13 protein-coding genes are annotated in these 17,227 nt (G+C 70.5%); 3 read left to right on the forward strand and 10 right to left on the reverse strand.

Annotation, left to right across the window (positions count from 1 at the left end; all coding sequences use genetic code 11):
* Window positions 1-30: 30 nt before the first annotated feature.
* From ACRC20_RS16570 to ACRC20_RS16610, 9 genes are all read right to left on the reverse strand, one after another.
* The gene (locus ACRC20_RS16570) at window positions 31-711 is read right to left on the reverse strand and encodes a cell division protein FtsQ/DivIB (protein WP_438687493.1); all 681 of its coding nucleotides are present in this window, start codon (window positions 709-711) and stop codon (window positions 31-33) included.
* Window positions 708-2,159 (reverse strand): UDP-N-acetylmuramate--L-alanine ligase, encoded by a 1,452-nt coding sequence (gene murC / locus ACRC20_RS16575; protein WP_438687494.1) that lies wholly within the window; start codon window positions 2,157-2,159, stop codon window positions 708-710. Before murC ends, ACRC20_RS16570 begins: the two co-directional genes overlap by 4 nt.
* Window positions 2,143-3,267, reverse strand: a complete 1,125-nt coding sequence (gene murG, locus ACRC20_RS16580) for an undecaprenyldiphospho-muramoylpentapeptide beta-N-acetylglucosaminyltransferase (RefSeq protein WP_438687495.1) — start codon at window positions 3,265-3,267, stop codon at window positions 2,143-2,145. The genes murC and murG overlap by 17 nt, the downstream gene beginning before the upstream one ends.
* Window positions 3,264-4,784: a putative lipid II flippase FtsW gene (ftsW, locus tag ACRC20_RS16585; protein ID WP_438687496.1), complete on the reverse strand. Its 1,521-nt coding sequence runs from the start codon at window positions 4,782-4,784 to the stop codon at window positions 3,264-3,266. Before ftsW ends, murG begins: the two co-directional genes overlap by 4 nt.
* Window positions 4,781-6,154 (reverse strand): UDP-N-acetylmuramoyl-L-alanine--D-glutamate ligase, encoded by a 1,374-nt coding sequence (gene murD / locus ACRC20_RS16590; protein ID WP_438687542.1) that lies wholly within the window; start codon window positions 6,152-6,154, stop codon window positions 4,781-4,783. The genes ftsW and murD overlap by 4 nt, the downstream gene beginning before the upstream one ends.
* A 55-nt stretch (window positions 6,155-6,209) precedes the next feature.
* Complete coding sequence (gene mraY, locus ACRC20_RS16595; RefSeq protein ID WP_438687497.1) at window positions 6,210-7,289, reverse strand: phospho-N-acetylmuramoyl-pentapeptide-transferase; 1,080 nt, start codon at window positions 7,287-7,289, stop codon at window positions 6,210-6,212.
* Window positions 7,290-7,369: 80 nt separating this feature from the next.
* A complete protein-coding gene (locus ACRC20_RS16600) occupies window positions 7,370-8,833 on the reverse strand; it encodes a UDP-N-acetylmuramoyl-tripeptide--D-alanyl-D-alanine ligase (protein WP_438687498.1) in 1,464 nt (487 codons plus the stop codon).
* A gap of 94 nt (window positions 8,834-8,927) precedes the next feature.
* The gene (locus tag ACRC20_RS16605; RefSeq protein WP_438687499.1) at window positions 8,928-10,469 is read right to left on the reverse strand and encodes a UDP-N-acetylmuramoyl-L-alanyl-D-glutamate--2,6-diaminopimelate ligase; all 1,542 of its coding nucleotides are present in this window, start codon (window positions 10,467-10,469) and stop codon (window positions 8,928-8,930) included.
* Between the two features lie 60 nt (window positions 10,470-10,529).
* The gene (locus tag ACRC20_RS16610) at window positions 10,530-11,339 is read right to left on the reverse strand and encodes a DUF3298 domain-containing protein (protein ID WP_438687500.1); all 810 of its coding nucleotides are present in this window, start codon (window positions 11,337-11,339) and stop codon (window positions 10,530-10,532) included.
* Window positions 11,340-11,484: 145 nt separating this feature from the next.
* On the opposite strand from ACRC20_RS16610, the gene ACRC20_RS16615 reads away from it, so the two are divergent.
* Window positions 11,485-12,912 carry a class II fumarate hydratase gene (locus tag ACRC20_RS16615; protein WP_438687501.1) on the forward strand — a complete coding sequence of 476 codons (1,428 nt, stop codon included), beginning with the start codon at window positions 11,485-11,487 and terminating at the stop codon, window positions 12,910-12,912.
* Window positions 12,913-12,939: 27 nt separating this feature from the next.
* Here the strand turns inward: ACRC20_RS16615 and ACRC20_RS16620 are convergent, their stop codons facing one another.
* Window positions 12,940-14,268 carry an NAD(P)/FAD-dependent oxidoreductase gene (locus ACRC20_RS16620; protein ID WP_438687502.1) on the reverse strand — a complete coding sequence of 443 codons (1,329 nt, stop codon included), beginning with the start codon at window positions 14,266-14,268 and terminating at the stop codon, window positions 12,940-12,942.
* A gap of 178 nt (window positions 14,269-14,446) precedes the next feature.
* On the opposite strand from ACRC20_RS16620, the gene ACRC20_RS16625 reads away from it, so the two are divergent.
* A complete protein-coding gene (locus ACRC20_RS16625; protein WP_438687503.1) occupies window positions 14,447-15,892 on the forward strand; it encodes an amidase in 1,446 nt (481 codons plus the stop codon).
* 106 nt (window positions 15,893-15,998) lie between these two features.
* Window positions 15,999-17,072 (forward strand): AraC family transcriptional regulator, encoded by a 1,074-nt coding sequence (locus ACRC20_RS16630; RefSeq protein WP_438687504.1) that lies wholly within the window; start codon window positions 15,999-16,001, stop codon window positions 17,070-17,072.
* The last annotated feature ends 155 nt before the right edge of the window (window positions 17,073-17,227 follow it).

Genomic DNA, 17,227 nt, shown 5'->3' on the forward strand with positions numbered 1-17,227 from the left:
CGGCCGTCTGCTCTTCCGCGCCGGGCCTGCCTAGTTCGACAGAACCGGCGTGTTCGGGCTCGACACGTTGTACGTCTGCGCCGGCTGGCTGAGCAGCGCGAGCGCGACCTGCGCTTTATGTGGGACGTCCTGGCTGGAGCCGAACACGACGACCCGCCCGTCCCCCAGCGTCGCCGACACTTCGATCTCGCTCTTCGCGTCGACCTCGGCGACCTGCCCGCGCAGCTCGTCGGGGAGCTGGGAGAGCACCGCCAGCGCCGCCGTCGTCGCCGGATCCCCGGGGACGACGCGCGCGACGGCGAGTTTGGGCAGCCCGTCCGGCGGAGCCGGGACCGTCGAGAAGTCCGTCCCCGTCTTGTCGACGAGATGCGCGCCGCCGGGGCGCTCGACGTACGCGATCGGGGCCCGTTCGACAACTTCGACGCGCAGCGTGTGCGGGAAGTCCCTGCTGACCTGCGCGCTCGCCACCACACGAATCCCCTCCACCCGTGCCTTCTGGTCGTCCAGATCCACCCGGAGGAGCGGCTCGCCCGCAGAGACGTCGAGACGGCGGACCACCTCTTCTTTCGTGATGGTCGTATTGCCGCTCACGACGATCGACCGCAGCGCGAACCAATGGCTGAAATACCCGGCCCACACCCCGAAGCCCGCCGCGACCACGAGGAGGATCACCACGGCGGTGAAGCCCCACGCCCGCAGCCACCTGATCACTCGTCCCTGCCCTCCACGGCGTCGAGGATCTCGCTGCCGAGCAGAGTCACATCGCCCGCGCCCATCGTGATCACGACGTCGCCCGGCCGGGCGAGGGACGCGGCCTGCTGCGCCGCGGCGGAGAACATCGGGACGAAACGCGCCGGGACGGCGCGCACCTGGTCCGCGATCAGCGCGCCGGTGACCCCCGCCTCTGGAGTCTCCCGCGCCCCGTAGACATCGAGGACCACGACCTCGTCAGCGGCTTCGAGCGCGGCCGCGAACTCCGTGGCGAACAGGCGCGTTCGCGAGTACATATGCGGCTGGAACACCACGACCAGCCTACCCCGCCTCGATCTCTCCTGCCCGGAGCCGCCGTCCCCCTCGACCAGCGCCCGTGCCCCGGCGAGGGTGGCCGCCACTTCCGTCGGGTGGTGGGCGTAGTCGTCGAAGACCCGCACTCCCCTCGCGACGCCCTTCAATTGGAACCGCCTGCGGACCCCGGTGAACGAGGACACCCCGCTGACCGCCGCGTCGAGGCCTGCGCCCGCGAACACGGCGGCGAGCACCGCGCCGAGCGCGTTGCGCGCCATATGCCTGCCCGGCACGGCGAGCGAGAACACGCGCTCCCCGCCCGGTTCGAAGTCGACGACGAGCCGCGCGCTCTCGCCCTGCGGCTTCCAGTCCACGAGCCGCGCCGCGAGGCGGACCCCCGGCGGGGCTTCGCCGGACCCGTAGCCGAGCACACGCGTGCCTGCGGCTGCCGCGCGAGCGCCCAACGCAGCGGCTCCTTGGTCGTCGAGGTCCACGATGAGCACGCCGTCCGGCGAGATCTGCCGGACGAACTGGTCGAAGACGGCGATGTACGCCTCTGCGGTGCCGAAGTGGTCGAGATGGTCCGCCTCGACGTTCGTCACCACAGCGGCGTCCGGCTGGTACCGCAGCAGCGAGCCGTCGCTCTCGTCCGCCTCCGCGACGAAAGCGTCCCCGCTGCCCTGGTGCGCGTTCGTGCCCGCCTCGCCCAGCTCGCCGCCCACCGCGAACGAGGGGTCCAGGCCCGCGTGCTGGAGCGCGGTGACCGTCATCGAGGTCGTCGTCGTCTTGCCGTGGGTGCCCGAGATCAGGATCCGCTTGCTGCCCTCCATGAGCTCGGCGAGCACTTCGGGCCGGTACCGGACGGGCACGCCCCGCTTGCGCGCCTCGGCGAGCTCCGGGTTGTCCGCCGGGATCGCGGCTTGGCTCACCACCACGGCTGTCGGCCCGCCGTCGAGCAGGTCCAACGCGGCGGCGGCATGTCCGACGAGCACCTTCGCCCCCCGCGCCCGCAGATCGGTGATCGTCCTGCTGTCCTTGAGGTCCGATCCGGAGACCTGCGCCCCCCTGGCCAGAAGGATCCGGGCGACGGCGGACATGCCCGCGCCGCCGATCCCAACAAAGTGGACTCGGCTCAAATCATGCACCAGGCGCACCTTCCGCTAATTCCAGCACCGCGCGCACGATCACGTCCGCCGTGTCGTGGCTGCCCGCCCTTCGCGCGGCCGCCGCCATCTTCGCGAGCCTGCCGTCCTCCGCGAAGAGGCAGGCGACGAGTTCGCCGAGGCGCTCGGCGGTCAGCTCCGCCTCGGGGACCAAGAGCCCGCCGCCAGCCGCCACCAGGTCCAAGGCGTTCAACGCCTGCTCGCCGTTGCCGTGCTGCAGCGGCACGAAGATCGCGGGCAGCCCGACGGCGGAGACCTCGGCAACCGTCATCGCGCCGGACCGGCACAACGCGAGGTCGGCTGCGGCATACGCGAGGTCCATCTGCGCGAGATAGTCGACGACCACATGCCGAGCCCGCCCCTCGGAGCCCTTGGCGGGCTCCGCGGAGAGCGTCTGCTTCGGGCCTTTGGCGTGCAGGATCTGCACCCCGGCCGCCGTGATCCGCTCGGAGGCCGCGACGACGGCCTCGTTCAACACGCGAGCCCCTTGCGAACCGCCGAACACCAGCAGGGTGGGAGCTTTCGGGTCCAAGCCGAAATGCTCGCGCGCCTCGGCGCGGCCCTCGGCCCGGTCGAGCCGGACGATCTGCTGGCGCACCGGGACGCCGACCGGGACGGAGCCCCGGAGCTTGGTCTGCGCCGACGCGGTGAACACCCGCTCGGCCAGCCTCGCCCCGACCTTGTTCGCGATGCCCGCCTTGGCGTTCGCCTCGTGCACGACGATCGGGATCTTGCGCCGCCGCGCGGCGAGATAGGCAGGAAGCGCGACGTATCCGCCGAAGCCGACCAGGACGTCCGCCTCGACCCGGTCCAGGATGGCGGCCGCCTCCCGGACCGCGCCCGCGAGCCTGGACGGCACGGTCACGAGGTCCTTTGACAGCTTCCTTGGCAATGGCACGGCGGGGACGAGCTCGAGCGGATAGCCCCGAGCCGGGACGAGCGCGCCCTCCAGCCCCCTCGGCGTGCCGAGCGCGGTGACGACCGCCTGCGGCCGGGCCGCTCGCAACGCGTCGGCAACGGCGAGCGCGGGTTCGATGTGCCCCGCCGTCCCGCCGCCAGCGACGACGACGCTCAACCGGCGATCAGATCTGTCGGTCATCGCCCAGAGCTCCGGGGCCGTCGGGGCGGCGGCGCGGGCCTGCGCTGCTCGGGAGCGCGTTGCACGGACGGCCTGCCCGGTTGCCTGGCGCGCTCGGCCTCACCCGTCGCGGGAGCGTCCCAACGCCGCGCCCGAGCCCGTCGTCCCGCCGCGGGCGACTGCGCGGGACGCGCTTTCGCGCTGCCGGTCGGCCGCTCTTGGGGGCCCCTGCCCCGTCCCGTGGACTGGGCGCGGGAGCCCTGCTCGCGCAGCAGCTTCGCCTGGTACGGACGGACCGGCTCCGGCAACGGCAGCCGCAAGAAGCGCGAGACGCGCCCCGGCGGCGAGGCGCGCAGCGCGCTCACCGCGTCCGGCTCGTGGCGGGCCGCGTTCGCCAGGACGCCGAGCATCATGAGCGTCACGGCTGTGGAGGAGCCGCCTGCGGAGACCAGCGGCAGCTGCACGCCGGTGACCGGCAGCAGCCCGGTCACGTAGCCGACGTTGATGAGCATCTGGCCGAGGAGGAGCGTGGTGACGCTGGCCGAGTAGAGCCGCAAAAAGGGGTCGAGGGAGCGCTGCGCGATCCGCAGCCCGACGTAGGCGAACGCCCCGAAGAGCGCGAGGACCATGAGGCAGCCGATCAGTCCGAGCTCTTCGCCGATAATCGCGAAGATGAAGTCGTTGTGCGCGTTCGGCACGTACTGGTACTTCTGCCTGCTCTGCCCGAGGCCCTTGCCGACGAACTCGCCAGCCGCGAGCGACAGCCGCGCCTGCCTCGGCTGGTAGTCGGAGCCGAGCGGGTCCGAGGATTTGCCGAGGAAGGTGAACAGGCGCGCGGCGCGGTAGCTCGCCGAGACGGCCAAGATCGCCGCCGACACGACGCCGACGACGGCCACCGCCCCGAAGACCTTGTACGACAAGCCCGAGTACCACAGCAGCGCGGCCACGATGAGCGCGAGCGACACCGCGGTGGACAAGTTCGGCTCGAGCACGATGAGCACGCAGATCAAGGTGGAGACCGGGACGAGCGGGACGAGGTAGTCGCGCAGCACGGCGGTCTCCCGCCGCCGGGTGGCGAGCACATGCGCGCCCCACAGCGCCAACGCGAGCTTCGCGATCTCGGACGGCTGCACCGAGAACCCCGCGATCTCGAACCAGCGCCGCGCGCCCATGATCTTCACCCCGACGCCCGGCACGAGGACCAAGGCGAGGGAGACGACCGCGAGCACGATGCCGGGGAACGCGAGGTTGCGCAGCATGCGGGGCGGGACGCGCAGCGCGAGGGCGAAGAGCACCGCGCCCAACGCCACATAGGCCAGCTGCTTCCAGAACATGGAGTACGGGTCTTTGCCCTCGGCGACCGCTTCGGGCGCGGAGGCGGAGAGCACCATGATCAGGCCGAAGGCCGAGAGCAGGATCGTGATGGTCACGACGAGGTGGTACGAGGCCAACGGACGGGACAGCCAGGCGCCCATCCCGATCGCCGTCGCGGCCCGTTTCGGGGCGGCGGCGGGCCCCGTCGCGAGGGTGGCGGTCATCCGGAGAGCACCCCCCTGGCCGCTTCCGCGAAGAGCTTCCCCCGGTTGGCGTAGCCGGAGAACTGGTCGAGCGAGGCCGCGGCGGGAGCCAGCAGCACAACGTCGCCGGAGCGCGCGCGACGGGCGGCGTGCGCCACGGCGGCGCGCATCAGTTCCGCAGAGTCGTCAAACATGCTCCCATCGTCCCTGGTTTCGAGGACAACGACGGGGACCTGCGGGGCGTGTCGCCGCAAAGCGTCGGCCAACACAGCGCGATCTTGGCCGAAGAGCACTGCCGCGCGCAGCCGGGGGGCGACGCGCACGACCAGGTCGTCGACCTGCGCGCCTTTCAGCTGGCCGCCCGCGAGCCACACGACGCTCCGGTGCGCCTCGATGGCGTTGAGCGCGGCATGGGGGTTCGTCGCCTTCGAGTCGTCCCGGTACACCACGCCGCCGTGCTCGGCGACGGCTTCGCCGCGATGCGCCCCTGGGGCGAAGCCGCGCAGCCCTGCCGCGACCGCCTCGGCGCCCGCCCCCCACGCGCGGGCGAGGGCGGCGGCGGCCAGCGCGTCCATGACCCCCGCAGGACCAGAGGGCCTGATGTCGGACACGGGGAGGAGCTCGACGGGACCGGCAGAAGCCCCGTCCGCCCAGTCGACGCGGTCAACGAGCACGCCGCCGGAGACCCCGAGCTCCCCCGGCCCCGGTTCGCCGAGGCGGAATCCGACCCTGCGCCCTTGGACGGGGAGCGCGGCGCAGACCGCGTCGTCGAGGTTCACCACCCCGACGCCCCCGCCGAGCGCCCTCGTCTTCGCCTCGGTGTACGCGGCCATGCTGCCGTGCCAGTCGATGTGGTCTTCGGCGATGTTGAGCACCACGCCTGCCAGCGGCCGGAGCGAGGGCGCCCGGCTGAGCTGGAAGGAGGACAGCTCGACCGCCAGGGTCCGGGCCGGGCCGAGCACCGCCTTCGCGACCGCGTGCCCGATGTTCCCGCACGCCACCGCGGCCTCGCCCGCCGCGAGGAGTATCGATTCGAGCATCGAGGTCGTGGTGGTCTTCCCGTTCGTCCCGGTGACCACGAGCCAGCGCCGGGCGCCGTCGTCGATCCGCCACGCCAGCTCGGCGTCTCCCCAGACCGGGACGCCTGCGGCGGAGGCGGCTCGCGGAATCGGGGCCGAATCCGGCACGCCTGGACTGACGACGACGAGGTCCTGCTCCGGGACGAGCGAGAGCGCCGCCGCCTCGCCGATGTCTGCGATCTCGGTGTTCCGGTCGCTCACCAGCACCTGCGCGCCGACCGAGCGGAGCGCCTCGGCGCAGGCCGCGCCCGCGACCCCGGCGCCGGCGACCAGCACGCGCTTGCCTGCCAGCTGCGCGGGGCCCCCGCCCAGCCCGTCGGCGCTTGAGACAGAGCCCAGCCTGTCGGCGCTTGAGACAGAGCCCAGCTCAGACATGGGCTCGGGAGGCCCACTCGGCGTAGAAGAGCGCGACACCCGCCGCGCTGCTCAACGCGGCCAAAATCCAGAACCGGACGATGACTGTGGTCTCCCGCCAACCGGCGAGCTCGAAATGATGATGGAACGGGGCCATTCGGAACGCCCGCCTGCCGGTGGTCCGGAACACCGCGATCTGGATCACCACGGAAGCCGCCTCGGCGACGAAGAGCGCGCCGACGACCACCATGAGCAGCTCGGTCTGGGTGGTGACGGAGAGGCCCGCGAGCAAACCGCCGAGCGGCAACGAGCCCGTGTCCCCCATGAAGATCTTGGCCGGAGCCGTGTTCCACCACAAGAACCCGATGCAAGCCCCGGCCCCAGCCGCCGCGAGGACCGCCAGATCCAGCGGATCGCGCACGTCGTAGCAGCCCCGCGCGGCGACCCTGCCGCAGGCGTTCTGGTACTGCCAGACGGAGATGAACGTGTAGGTGCCCAGTGCGATGGCCATGCTGCCTGCGGCGAGCCCGTCCAGCCCGTCGGTGAAGTTCACCGCGTTCGACCAGGCAGAGACCAGCAGGAAGCAGAACACCACGAACGCGAGGGCGCTGAAGCTGATCGTGCTGAAGTCCCGCACATAGGACAGGTTCGTCGAGCCCGGGGTGCGGCCGAGGTGGTCCTTGAACTGCAGCACGAGCCAGCTGAATGTCAAGGACGCGACGAGCTGGCCGACGAGCTTCGCCGACTTCGTCAGGCCGAGGTTGCGGCGCTTGCGCAGTTTGATGAAGTCGTCGAGGAAGCCGACGATGGCGAGCACGCTCACCAGGAAGAGCACGATCAGCGGGGAGACCGACATCGACGGCTGGTCGAAGAGCGAGCCGATCGCATGCGAGCCGAGATACCCCAGCCAGATGGCGGAGATGATCGCCACCCCGCCCATGGACGGGGTGCCTCGCTTGGCCTGGTGGCTCTGCGGCCCGTCCACACGGATTTCCTGCCCGAAACCTTGCCGGGAGAACACCCGGACCAGCCAAGGGGTCAACAGAATGCTCACAGCCATCGAAATAGCCGCGGCGAAAATAATCTCGCTCATGAGGGGTCAGATCCTCTCATATCCCGGCAACACAGCGCCGCCGCATCCGAACAGCAGCCGCACAGAAATACCAAACTCGCTCATGACAGCCCAGATCCTGCCACATCTGTGAGCGCTTCGGCGACTTTCCAGAGCCCTTCGGCCTGTGAGGCCTTCACAAGCACCACGTCGCGCGGCCCGAGCTCGTCCGCGACGACCCGCGCGGCCTCCTGCCAATCGGGGACCAAGACAGCCTCGCCGCTCCACGACCCTTCGAGCACCGCGCCGGTGTGCAAGGCCCTCGCCGCCCTGGAGTCGCCGACCACGACGAGCCGGTCGACGGACAGCCGGACCACGTACCTGCCGAGCTGGTCGTGCAGCACGACGGCGTCCTCGCCCAGCTCGCCCATCGGGCCGAGCACGGCCCAGCTGACGCCGCCCGAGGTGTCCGCCATGTCGACCAGCGCCCGCAAGCCAGCGCGCATCGACTCCGGGTTCGCGTTGTACGAGTCGTTGATCACAACCGCGCCGTCCGCCCGCTGCCCCACCTGCATCCGCCTCGGCGAAGCGGCCCGTGCCCGCGAGAGCGCCTCGGCCGCCTGCGCCGCCGTCATGCCGCATTCCAGCGCCACCGCGACCGCCGCCAACGCGTTGTGCGCTTGGTGCTCCCCGTGCACCTGGAGCTCGACCGGGGCTTCGCCCTGCGGGGTGACCAGCGTGAACCGGGCGCGGGCCAGCGCGTCGAGCCGGATGTCGACAGCGCGGATGTCGGCGCTTTCGGACATCCCGTAGCGCACCACCCTCGCCCGCGTCCGCGAGGCCATGGCCGACACCAGGAGGTCGTCCGCGTTGAGCACCGCGACTCCGCCATCCTCCGCGGACGGCAGCGCCTCGACGAGCTCGCCCTTCGCGAGCGCGATGTTCTCGCGGGAGCCGAACTCCCCGAGGTGGGCGGAGCCGACGCCGAGGACGACGCCGATCCTCGGCCGCGCGATCCGCGCGAGCTCGGCGATATGCCCGACTCCCCGCGCCGCGAGCTCGAGGACGAGGAACTGCGTGTCGAGATCGGCCCGCAGCACCGTCCACGGGTGGCCGATCTCGTTGTTGAAGCTGCCGGGGGGGCCGACTGTCGCGCCCCGCTCGGCGAGGACTTGCGCGACGAGGTCCTTGGTCGAGGTCTTCCCGCTCGACCCGGTGATCCCGACAATGGTGAGCCCCTTCGCCGCAAGCGCCTCGGCGTTCTCCTTGGCCAACGCCGCGAGGGCGGCCAGCGCGAGGCGTTTGGACTCCTCCGGCTCCGTCGGGTAGGGCCCCTCGCCGAGGACGACGGTCGGCACGTCGAGCGGATCGCTGGCGAGCGTCGCGACCGCGCCCGCGGCATGCGCCGACGCGGCGTGCAACCGGCCGTCGGTGCGCTCGCCGGGGACGGCGAGGAACAGCCCGCCGGGGACGACGTTGCGCGAGTCGTGCTCGGGCGGAGCCGTGGCGATCAGGTCGGGGTCGGCGACCGCGTGCAGCTTCCCGCCCACGACTTCGGCGATCCGGCGCAGAGTCATCGGGATCATGCGCGCTCCTTTTCTTCCCGAGAAGCACCGATGGCCTGCGCGAGGACTTCGCGGTCGTCGCGGCGCTGGTTCTCTTCGACTCCCGACTCGACCATCATGCGCGCTCCTTTTCTTCCCGAGAAGCACCGATGGCCTGCGCGAGGACTTCGCGGTCGTCGAAATGGCTCTTCACGCCGTTGACCTCCTGATACGTCTCGTGTCCTTTGCCCGCGACAAGCACCGTGTCCCCAGGCCGCGCCCAGGAGACCGCGCGCGCGATGGCCTCGGCCCGGCCGCCGACCTCCCACACCTCGGCGGAGCCGCCACGCGTTCCAGCCAGCACCTGCGCCCGAATGGCGGCGGGGTCCTCCGAGCGCGGGTTGTCGTCGGTGACGACGACCAGCTCGGCTCCGCGCGCGCACGCCTCGCCCATGATCGGACGCTTGCCCTGGTCGCGGTCCCCGCCCGCGCCGACAACGACGGCGATCCGCCCCTCGGTGTGCTCGCGCAGCGCGTGGAGCACCTTCACCAGAGCTTCTGGCTTGTGCGCGTAGTCGACAACGGCGAGGAAGTCTTGGCCCGCGTCCACTCGCTCCAGCCTGCCCGGCACCGCGATGTCCGCCCAGCCGCGCAGCAGCTCGGGAGTCGGCTCAAGACCGCACGCGACGCCAAGGCCGAGGGCCACCAGCGCGTTCGCGGCGTTGTGGCGGCCGAGGAGGCCGAGCCGGAAAGAGAACTCGTTCCCCTGCGGTCCCCGGACGACGACCTCTTGGGCGCCGAGGTCGTCCTCCTGCCTGCCGACCACAGTCCAGTCGGCCTCGGCTCCGCCGGTCGCGACCGTGGCGCTGTCCCGCGCCGCCTTGCTCATCCGCTCCCCCCACGTGTCGTCCACGCAGACCACGGCCCGCTGGGCGGCGACCGGCGAGCCCGGCTCGAACAATTTGGCCTTCGCCAGGAAGTACGACTCCATATCGCCGTGGTAGTCCAGATGGTCTTGGGAGAGGTTCGTGAAGCCTGCCGCGGCGAACCGGACTCCGTCGACCCGCCCGAAGTCCAAGGCGTGGCTGGAGACCTCCATGAGCACCACGTCCACGCCCGCTTCCGCCATCACCGCGAGCAGCGCCTGCGTCGCAGGGGCCTCCGGGGTGGTGAACGAGCTCGCGACGCTCGCGCTGCCGATCCGGGTCTCCACCGTGCCGATCACGCCGGTCGTCCGGCCAGCAGCGTGGAAGAGCGACTCCAACAGGTAGGTCGTCGTGGTCTTCCCGGCAGTGCCGGTCACCCCGACGACCGTCAAACGCGCAGAGGGGTCGCCGTAGACCAGCGCGGAGAGGGCGCCGAGGCTGGAGCGCGGCGAGTCGGCGGTCAGCACCGCGATCCCCCCCACGTCGCCGAGGAGCAGGGCCCCTGCCTCGTCGGTGAGCACCGCGACAGCGCCGTTCGCCCTGGCGAGCGGCGCGAATTTCGCCCCGTGCGTCTTCGTCCCCGGCAGCGCCACGAACAGATCGCCCGCGCGCACGGCCTGCGCCGATTGGGAGATCCCGGAGACCCGCGCGGCCGGATCGCCCGACCGGACGGCCGCTTTGGCCAGCGCCGCGATCTCGCCGAGCGCGGCGCCCCGGGTGCTGCTGGGACGCGGTTCGACAGACGGGCTCACCCTTCGCAGGGTATCAGCCGTGCGAGCGAATTCCGCCCATCGTCGCCCTTCGCCCGACCGTTAGCGGTACTCGGGTTTCAAGAGGGAGCCGAGGTCGGACAGCCGGACGTGCGCCTCGATCATCGTGGAGCCCGGCTCGCCGCTGCGCACCTGCGGCAGATAGAGCACCAGTTCGTCGGCGGACACCACGAACACCGGGTAGCTGTTCGGGTTCAGCGTTCCGCCCGGGTCGAAATCGCCCGCCTTCAGCAAAGGCTGGTTCTCCCTGGCGCGGATCGCGTTGACCGGGTCCAGCTGGCTCTGCACCGTCGGGCGGGCGGCGTCCGCGAGGTCGGGGAACGCTTTCGCGCCCGCCTGGAAGAGGTCCGCGAGGACGACCTGCCGCCCCTTGTTCGAGTCGAACGTGAAACTGGTGAGCTCTTCGACCGGGTACTTCGCGTTGCCCGTGTAGTAGATGTTCGAGAACAGCACGGACTTGAGCGCGGACGGATGCTCGAACTGCCGGTACCGCAGGCTCGCGCCGCCGTCCAGCGCCCTCGGGTCGTCGGTGACTTTCGAGAACCTGACGATGAAGTCTTTGAGGAATTTCTGCAGCGCCGGGCTCGAAGACCCGCCCTCAACGAGATCCGCCGGGTAGCGCGCCTCGAGCACGGTGTTCGTCTGGTTGGGGTTCGCGACGACTTTCCCGCAGAACTGCTCCCCCGCGCTCCACTTCCCGCCGAGCTGGGCGCAGACGTCGGCCGGAGCCGCGCCCGCGCCCGGGCACAACGACGCGACGGCTGCCGAGCCGAGCAGAAAGCTCGGCAAAAACCCCGCGCGCCAGGAAAATCGGGCTACCCACACGCCCAACAGCGTAACCCGGAACGTCAAGCACGCACACGCCTCGTTGATTTTTCACAGCATATGGGCCGGCTTTTCACAGCAAACGCCAAAGGCGAAGCCGCCGTCTCCGCCTTTGACAGAGAATTAGGATGCGCTTGGTTGACAGTGCGCGGCATATGGCAAAGTGAAAGCCGTGACCAACACAGCCGACCCCGCGAGCAGCAACACTTCTGAATTCCGCGTCGAGCACGACACCATGGGCGAAGTCCTGGTGCCGAAGGCAGCGCTGTGGCGCGCGCAAACCCAGCGCGCCGTCGAGAACTTCCCGATTTCCGGCATCACGCTCGAACGGGCCCAGATCCGCGCCCTTGGCCTGCTCAAGGCCGCGTGCGCGAAGGCGAACCTCGACCTCGGCGTGTTGGCCGAGGACCTCGCCCGGCCGATCATCGCCGCGGCCGAGGAGATCGCCGAGGGCAAGCACGACGACCAGTTCCCCATCGACGTGTTCCAGACCGGCTCGGGCACCAGCTCGAACATGAACGCCAACGAGGTCATCGCCTCCCTGGTCGCCGAGGCCGGGACGACCGTGCACCCCAACGACCACGTGAACGCCTCGCAGTCCTCGAACGACACGTTCCCGACCGCGACGCACCTCGCCGCGTCCGAGGTCGCGGTCCGCGACCTCCTGCCCGCGCTGGAGCACCTGCACGAGGCGCTGAACGCGAAGGCCGACGAGTGGGCGCACGAGGTCAAATCCGGGCGCACCCACCTCATGGACGCCGTGCCGGTCACCCTGGGCCAGGAGTTCTCGGGCTACGCGCGCCAGATCGAGAACGCCGTCAAGCGCGTCGCCGACACGCTCCCCCGGCTCGGCGAGCTCGCCATCGGCGGCACCGCCGTCGGCACGGGCTTGAACGCCCCGGGCGGCTTCGGCGGCAAGGTGGTCGAGGAGCTTCGCGAGCGCACCGGCCTCACCTCGCTGTCCGAAGCGGTGAACCACTTCGAGGCGCAGGCCGCCCGCGACGCGCTGGTGGAGACCTCCGGCGCGCTGCGCACCGTCGCCGTGTCCCTCACCAAGATCGCGAACGACATCCGCTGGCTCGGCTCCGGCCCGCTCACCGGGCTCGGCGAGATCCAGCTGCCGGACTTGCAGCCGGGCAGCTCGATCATGCCGGGCAAGGTGAACCCCGTGATCCCCGAGGCCGTGCTGCAGGTCGCCTCCCAGGTCGTCGGCAACGACGCGGCCATCGCGTGGGCGGGCTCGCAAGGCTCCTTCGAGCTCAACGTGTCGATCCCGGTCATGGCGCACAACCTGTTGGAGAGCCTGCACCTGCTCAGCAGCGTCTCGCGCATCTTCGCCGACAAGTGCGTCTCCGGCCTGATCGCGAACACCGAGCGGCTCCGCCACCTCGCGGAGGCTTCGCCGTCGATCGTCACCCCGCTCAACAGCGCGATCGGCTACGAAGAGGCGGCGGCTGTGGCCAAGGAGGCCCTCAAGCAGGGCAAGACCATCCGTCAGACGGTGATCGACCGCGGCCTCGTGCCGGGGAAGATCACCGAGGAGGAGCTGGACAAGCGCCTCGACGTGCTCGCGATGGCGAAGGTCCAGCCGAAGGGCTGAGCGCCCGCGCTCGGCTCGTCGGGCCGCTCATCTGGTCCTCGGGCTCGCCCGGCGGTCGGTGACTTTGTCGGCGAGCGCCAGGCCCCGGTCGATAGCGCTCACGCAGAGCCAGCGGATCGGTTCCGGGGGGACCGGGACACGCCAGCGCTCCGCCAGCGCTTTCGGCGGATCTCCTATGCCGAGGGCCACCTCGGCGGCGTTCGCCCCCAGCAGGGAGGCCATGCCCACGCCATGCCCGTTGAACCCGACCGCCGCGACGACGCGCCGCTTCGGGCTCACGTGCCCCACCCAGGGCAAGAAGGAGAGGTTCATATCGATATGGCCTCCCCAACACCCGTCGATCCGCACGTCGGCGAGCTCTGGGAACCGGAGCCGGAACAGGCGGACGATTTTCTCGAAGACAGCCTGCGAGTGCGTCGGCGGGAGCGATCCCCCGTAGCTGTGGCGGATATAGCGAGAGCCCCCGAGTATCCGCCCGTCGGCTGTGGTGCGGAAGTTCTCCAATGCCTGATGCGCGGTGTAGACGCCTTCGTCGAACGTCCATCCGACCCGTTGGCGCTGCTCGGCGGTCAACGGCTCGGTGACGAACATCGAGACGGCGACGGGGAGCAGGCCGCCGCCCGGCTGGAAGCCGAGCCTGCCGGTCCACGTGTTGGCGGCGAGGACGGCGGACTGCGCGAGGATCGTCCCGTGCGCGGTCGTCACGGTCACGCCCCGCCGGTGCTCCTCCACCGCGAGCGCTCGTGATTGCTCGAAGATCCGCACCCCCCTCGTGACTGCCGCGTCCCGCAGGCCGAGGAGGTACTTGCCTGGGTCGAGGACGCCGCCCCGCGCCTCATGGACCCCGCACGCGACGAATCGGGGCACTCCTCGTTCGGCGAGCTCCGGGCCGGAGAGGAACACGCTCGGCATCCCCGCCCTTGCCGCCGCTTCCGCCGTCGCGCGCAGCATCTTCTCCTGGCCGTTGTGCAGTCCCGCGAGGATGTTCCCGTTCGGGACGTAGTCGCACGCGATCCGATGGGCTCCGATGAGCGCTTGGGCGAATTCCACCGATTCGTCGCCAAGCCGGACCAGCGCCCCGCCTGCCTCCTTCCCGTAGACCCGCAGGACAGTCGCGATGTCCTTGCCGATCGTGGGCGTGAGGTGCCCGGCGTTCCGGCCGCTGGCGCCGAACCCGACGTGCTCGCTCTCCAAAACCACGACGTCCGCGCCTGCCTCGGCCGACCTCAGCGCCGCGCACAGGCCCGCGTAGCCGCCCCCGATCACGACGACGCCGCAATCGAGGTCGCCGCGCAGCGCCGCGCCAGGCTCGGAGACAGGGCCGAGCCACACGCTCGGATGGAAAACCCGCAACACAACTCGGATGCTACGAGGCGCCGGGCGATTGGCGGCCCCTGCGCGCAAAGATGTCGGGAAACCCCCCGCCATTGTCCGATGAAGCGCCGTGAACTGCCCTTTTGTCTTGCCTGTGCCCCATGGTTGTGCTGTAATCGCCGATCAGCATCCCCTATCCAATCTTGCTCAGGAGGAAAATGTGGCGCTTCTGCACACATTCACCGACGACGCCCTCGGCGACCTGGACGCCACGGCGCTCGGCGAACGCATCCGCAGCCGGGAGATCAGCGCCCTCGAAGCGGTCGAAGCCGCGATCACGCGGGTGGAGCAGGCCGATTCGGCCCTCAACGCGGTCGAGCACGCGGACTTCGCCCGCGCCCGCGAACGCGCACGGGCGCTGGACCGCGCGCACGCGCCGCGCTCGCACGAGAAGCCGTTCGAGGGGGTGCCCACCTTCGTCAAGGACAATGTCCCCGTCGCCGGGCTCCCGACAACGTACGGATCGGCCGCTTTCTCGCCCCGGCCTGCGCGCGCGAGCATCGCTGTCGCAGACCAGTATCTCGCCGCGGGCTGCATTGTGCTGGGCAAGAGCACGATGCCTGAGTTCGGCCTCACCGCGAGCACAGAGTGGACCGGTCGTCCGCCGACCGCGAACCCGTGGAACACACGTTATTCCACCGGTGCCTCGTCCGGGGGAAGCGCCGCGCTCACCGCGGCCGGGGCAGTGCCGCTCGCGCATGCGAACGACGGCGGGGGGTCGATCAGGATCCCCGCCGCCGCGACCGGCTTGGTCGGCCTGAAACCGTCCGTGGGACGGATGCTCTCCCAGCCCGGAGCCGAGCTCCTCCCGATCAATATCGACGCCGAGGGCGTCGTGACGAGGACAGTCCGAGACTCCGCCCGGCACTACCGCGCGGCCGAGCTGTTCCGTCCGTCCAAGCGCTACCCGCAGATCGGCCTGGTGGAGGGGCCGAACTCGTGCAGGCGGCGGATCGGCGTGCTGTTCGAGACGGCGACCGGCGCCCCGCTCTCGCCTGCGGTCGAGCAGGCGGTCCGCGCGGCTGCGGAGTTTTTCGCCGACGAGGGGCACGAGGTCGTCGAGATCCCTTCGCCCGTGCCGTCCTCGTTGTCCGAGGACTTCATCGTCTACTGGGAGTTCTTCGCCTTCGCGCTCAGCGTCAACGCGAAGATCAGCAGCCCGCGTCGCTTCTCCTGGCACAAACGCGAGCCGTTCACCGTCGAGATGGCCGCGAAGTTCGGCCGCCATGCCCACAAAGTCCCGACCGCGATCTATCGGCTGCGGCAGGCGGGACACCGCATGCGAGCGGTCTTCACACGCGTCGACGCGATTCTCACACCGGTGCTCGCCCATGAAATACCCCGGTTAGGGCACCTCGACCCCGCTTTGGGCTCTGCTGCGCTGATGGAGCGGCTGGCCCGCTACGCGGCGATCACGCCGACGCAGAACATCACCGGCCAACCCGCGATCTCCCTCCCGTTCGCCGTCGACGGCGACGGGCTCCCTATCGGGATCCAGCTCGCCGGAGACCTCGGCGCAGAGCGCGTACTGCTCGAACTCGGCTACGAGCTTGAGGCGCTCCGCCCGTTCCCCCGCATCCAGGACGTGGCCGTCGACGCGCGTTGAGCGGCAGACCACGCCGGGGCGCGGCCCGTGAGCTCGCGATTGCCCGCTCCATCGGGTTCTGCTGTGCAGTACGCTGGCAGCACAGTTCATGACAGGAGCACCGCGCATGGGCAACTCTCGGCTCGAACAAGCGACTATCCCCGGCAATATGATCGTCGGGCTGCTCGATCTGGGCGAGAAGCACCGCGCGGCCACCGAGCGGTGGTTCGACGGGACCGGCCTCTCGCCGAGGGGCATGCGCGAGGGCTCTCAATTGTTGTCGTACCGACAGGCGCGATCCATCGTCCGGCACGCGCTCCGCGCCCTCCCCGCCGGGCCGTGGGGCTTGGCCGTCGGATCGAGGGACGTGCACGAGGTCTGGGGGCTGCTCGGGTTCGCATTGCGCTCGTGCAGGACCATCGGCGACACGCTCGCGGTCGGGCTTCGCCACCACCAGACGACGGGGACCCTCACCGATTACGCGTCCGAGTCTTCCCCGGACGAGATCGCCATCCGGGTCGACATGCGCCAGCGCGACCCCGAGCTCGAGCCGTTCCTCGTCGAAGAGTCGCTCGCGAGCGTCGTCACCTTGATGCGCTCGTCGTTCTCACCGGCGTTCGCGCCGACACGGGTCGAGTTCGCGTATCCGCCGCCACCGTATGTCGAGGACTATCGAAAGTTCTTCAAATGTCCCCTGCGGTTCAACGCCGCCGTCAACCGAGGCTACCTAGCCCAGTCGCTCATGTCGTCCCCGATCGAGACTTCGAACGCGATGCAGCTCGCGCTGGCCCTTCGCGCGCTCGGGGAGGACGGCCAACGGCCCGATCCGGTCCCTGACACGCTTGCCGTCGTCCGCGAGCAGCTGCGGCAGAGCCTGCCGGGCGCTGTGACCATGGCGGAGATCGCCAAACGGCTCCACACGACCGAGCGGACTCTGCACCGTCACCTCGCCGCAGGCGGCTACCGGTTCTCCGAGCTGCGCGACGAGGTCCGCAAGGAGCGCGCGCTCTCGCTGCTGGCGCGGACGTCCAACCCGGTCAAGGCCATCGCCGCCGAGGTCGGCTACCGGGACGACCGCGAGTTCCGACGCGCGTTCCACCGGTGGACCGGAGGATCGCCGAACGACTTCCGCGGCGGGCGGCAGCCATCCGCCGAAAGGCGTGCTCCCGACTCTCCGCGCCAGCCCGCCCGCTTCGGCTGAGGCGGGCGGGAGTTCGGACAAAAGGACGGCGCGTTGCCCGGTCGGTCTCAGCGGCAGACTGCTCACGTGGAGCTCCGCGACGACCCCCACCAGAATCCTCGACTCCGTGCTCGCGGCGGCAACCCGCCAGACTCGGTCGGCATGAGGTCCTGATC

This window comes from Segniliparus sp. (assembly GCF_051660745.1).
GTDB lineage: Bacteria > Actinomycetota > Actinomycetes > Mycobacteriales > Mycobacteriaceae > Segniliparus.

What these genes read in the sequence shown, in the direction of transcription:
- murG (WP_438687495.1), bottom strand. Translation starts at nt 3,267, where the DNA reads ATGACCGACAGATCTGATCGCCGGTTGAGCGTCGTCGTCGCTGGCGGC.
- mraY (WP_438687497.1), bottom strand. Translation starts at nt 7,289, where the DNA reads ATGAGCGAGATTATTTTCGCCGCGGCTATTTCGATGGCTGTGAGCATT.
- ftsW (WP_438687496.1), bottom strand. Translation starts at nt 4,784, where the DNA reads ATGACCGCCACCCTCGCGACGGGGCCCGCCGCCGCCCCGAAACGGGCC.
- ACRC20_RS16600 (WP_438687498.1), bottom strand. Translation starts at nt 8,833, where the DNA reads ATGATCCCGATGACTCTGCGCCGGATCGCCGAAGTCGTGGGCGGGAAG.
- ACRC20_RS16630 (WP_438687504.1), top strand. Translation starts at nt 15,999, where the DNA reads ATGGGCAACTCTCGGCTCGAACAAGCGACTATCCCCGGCAATATGATC.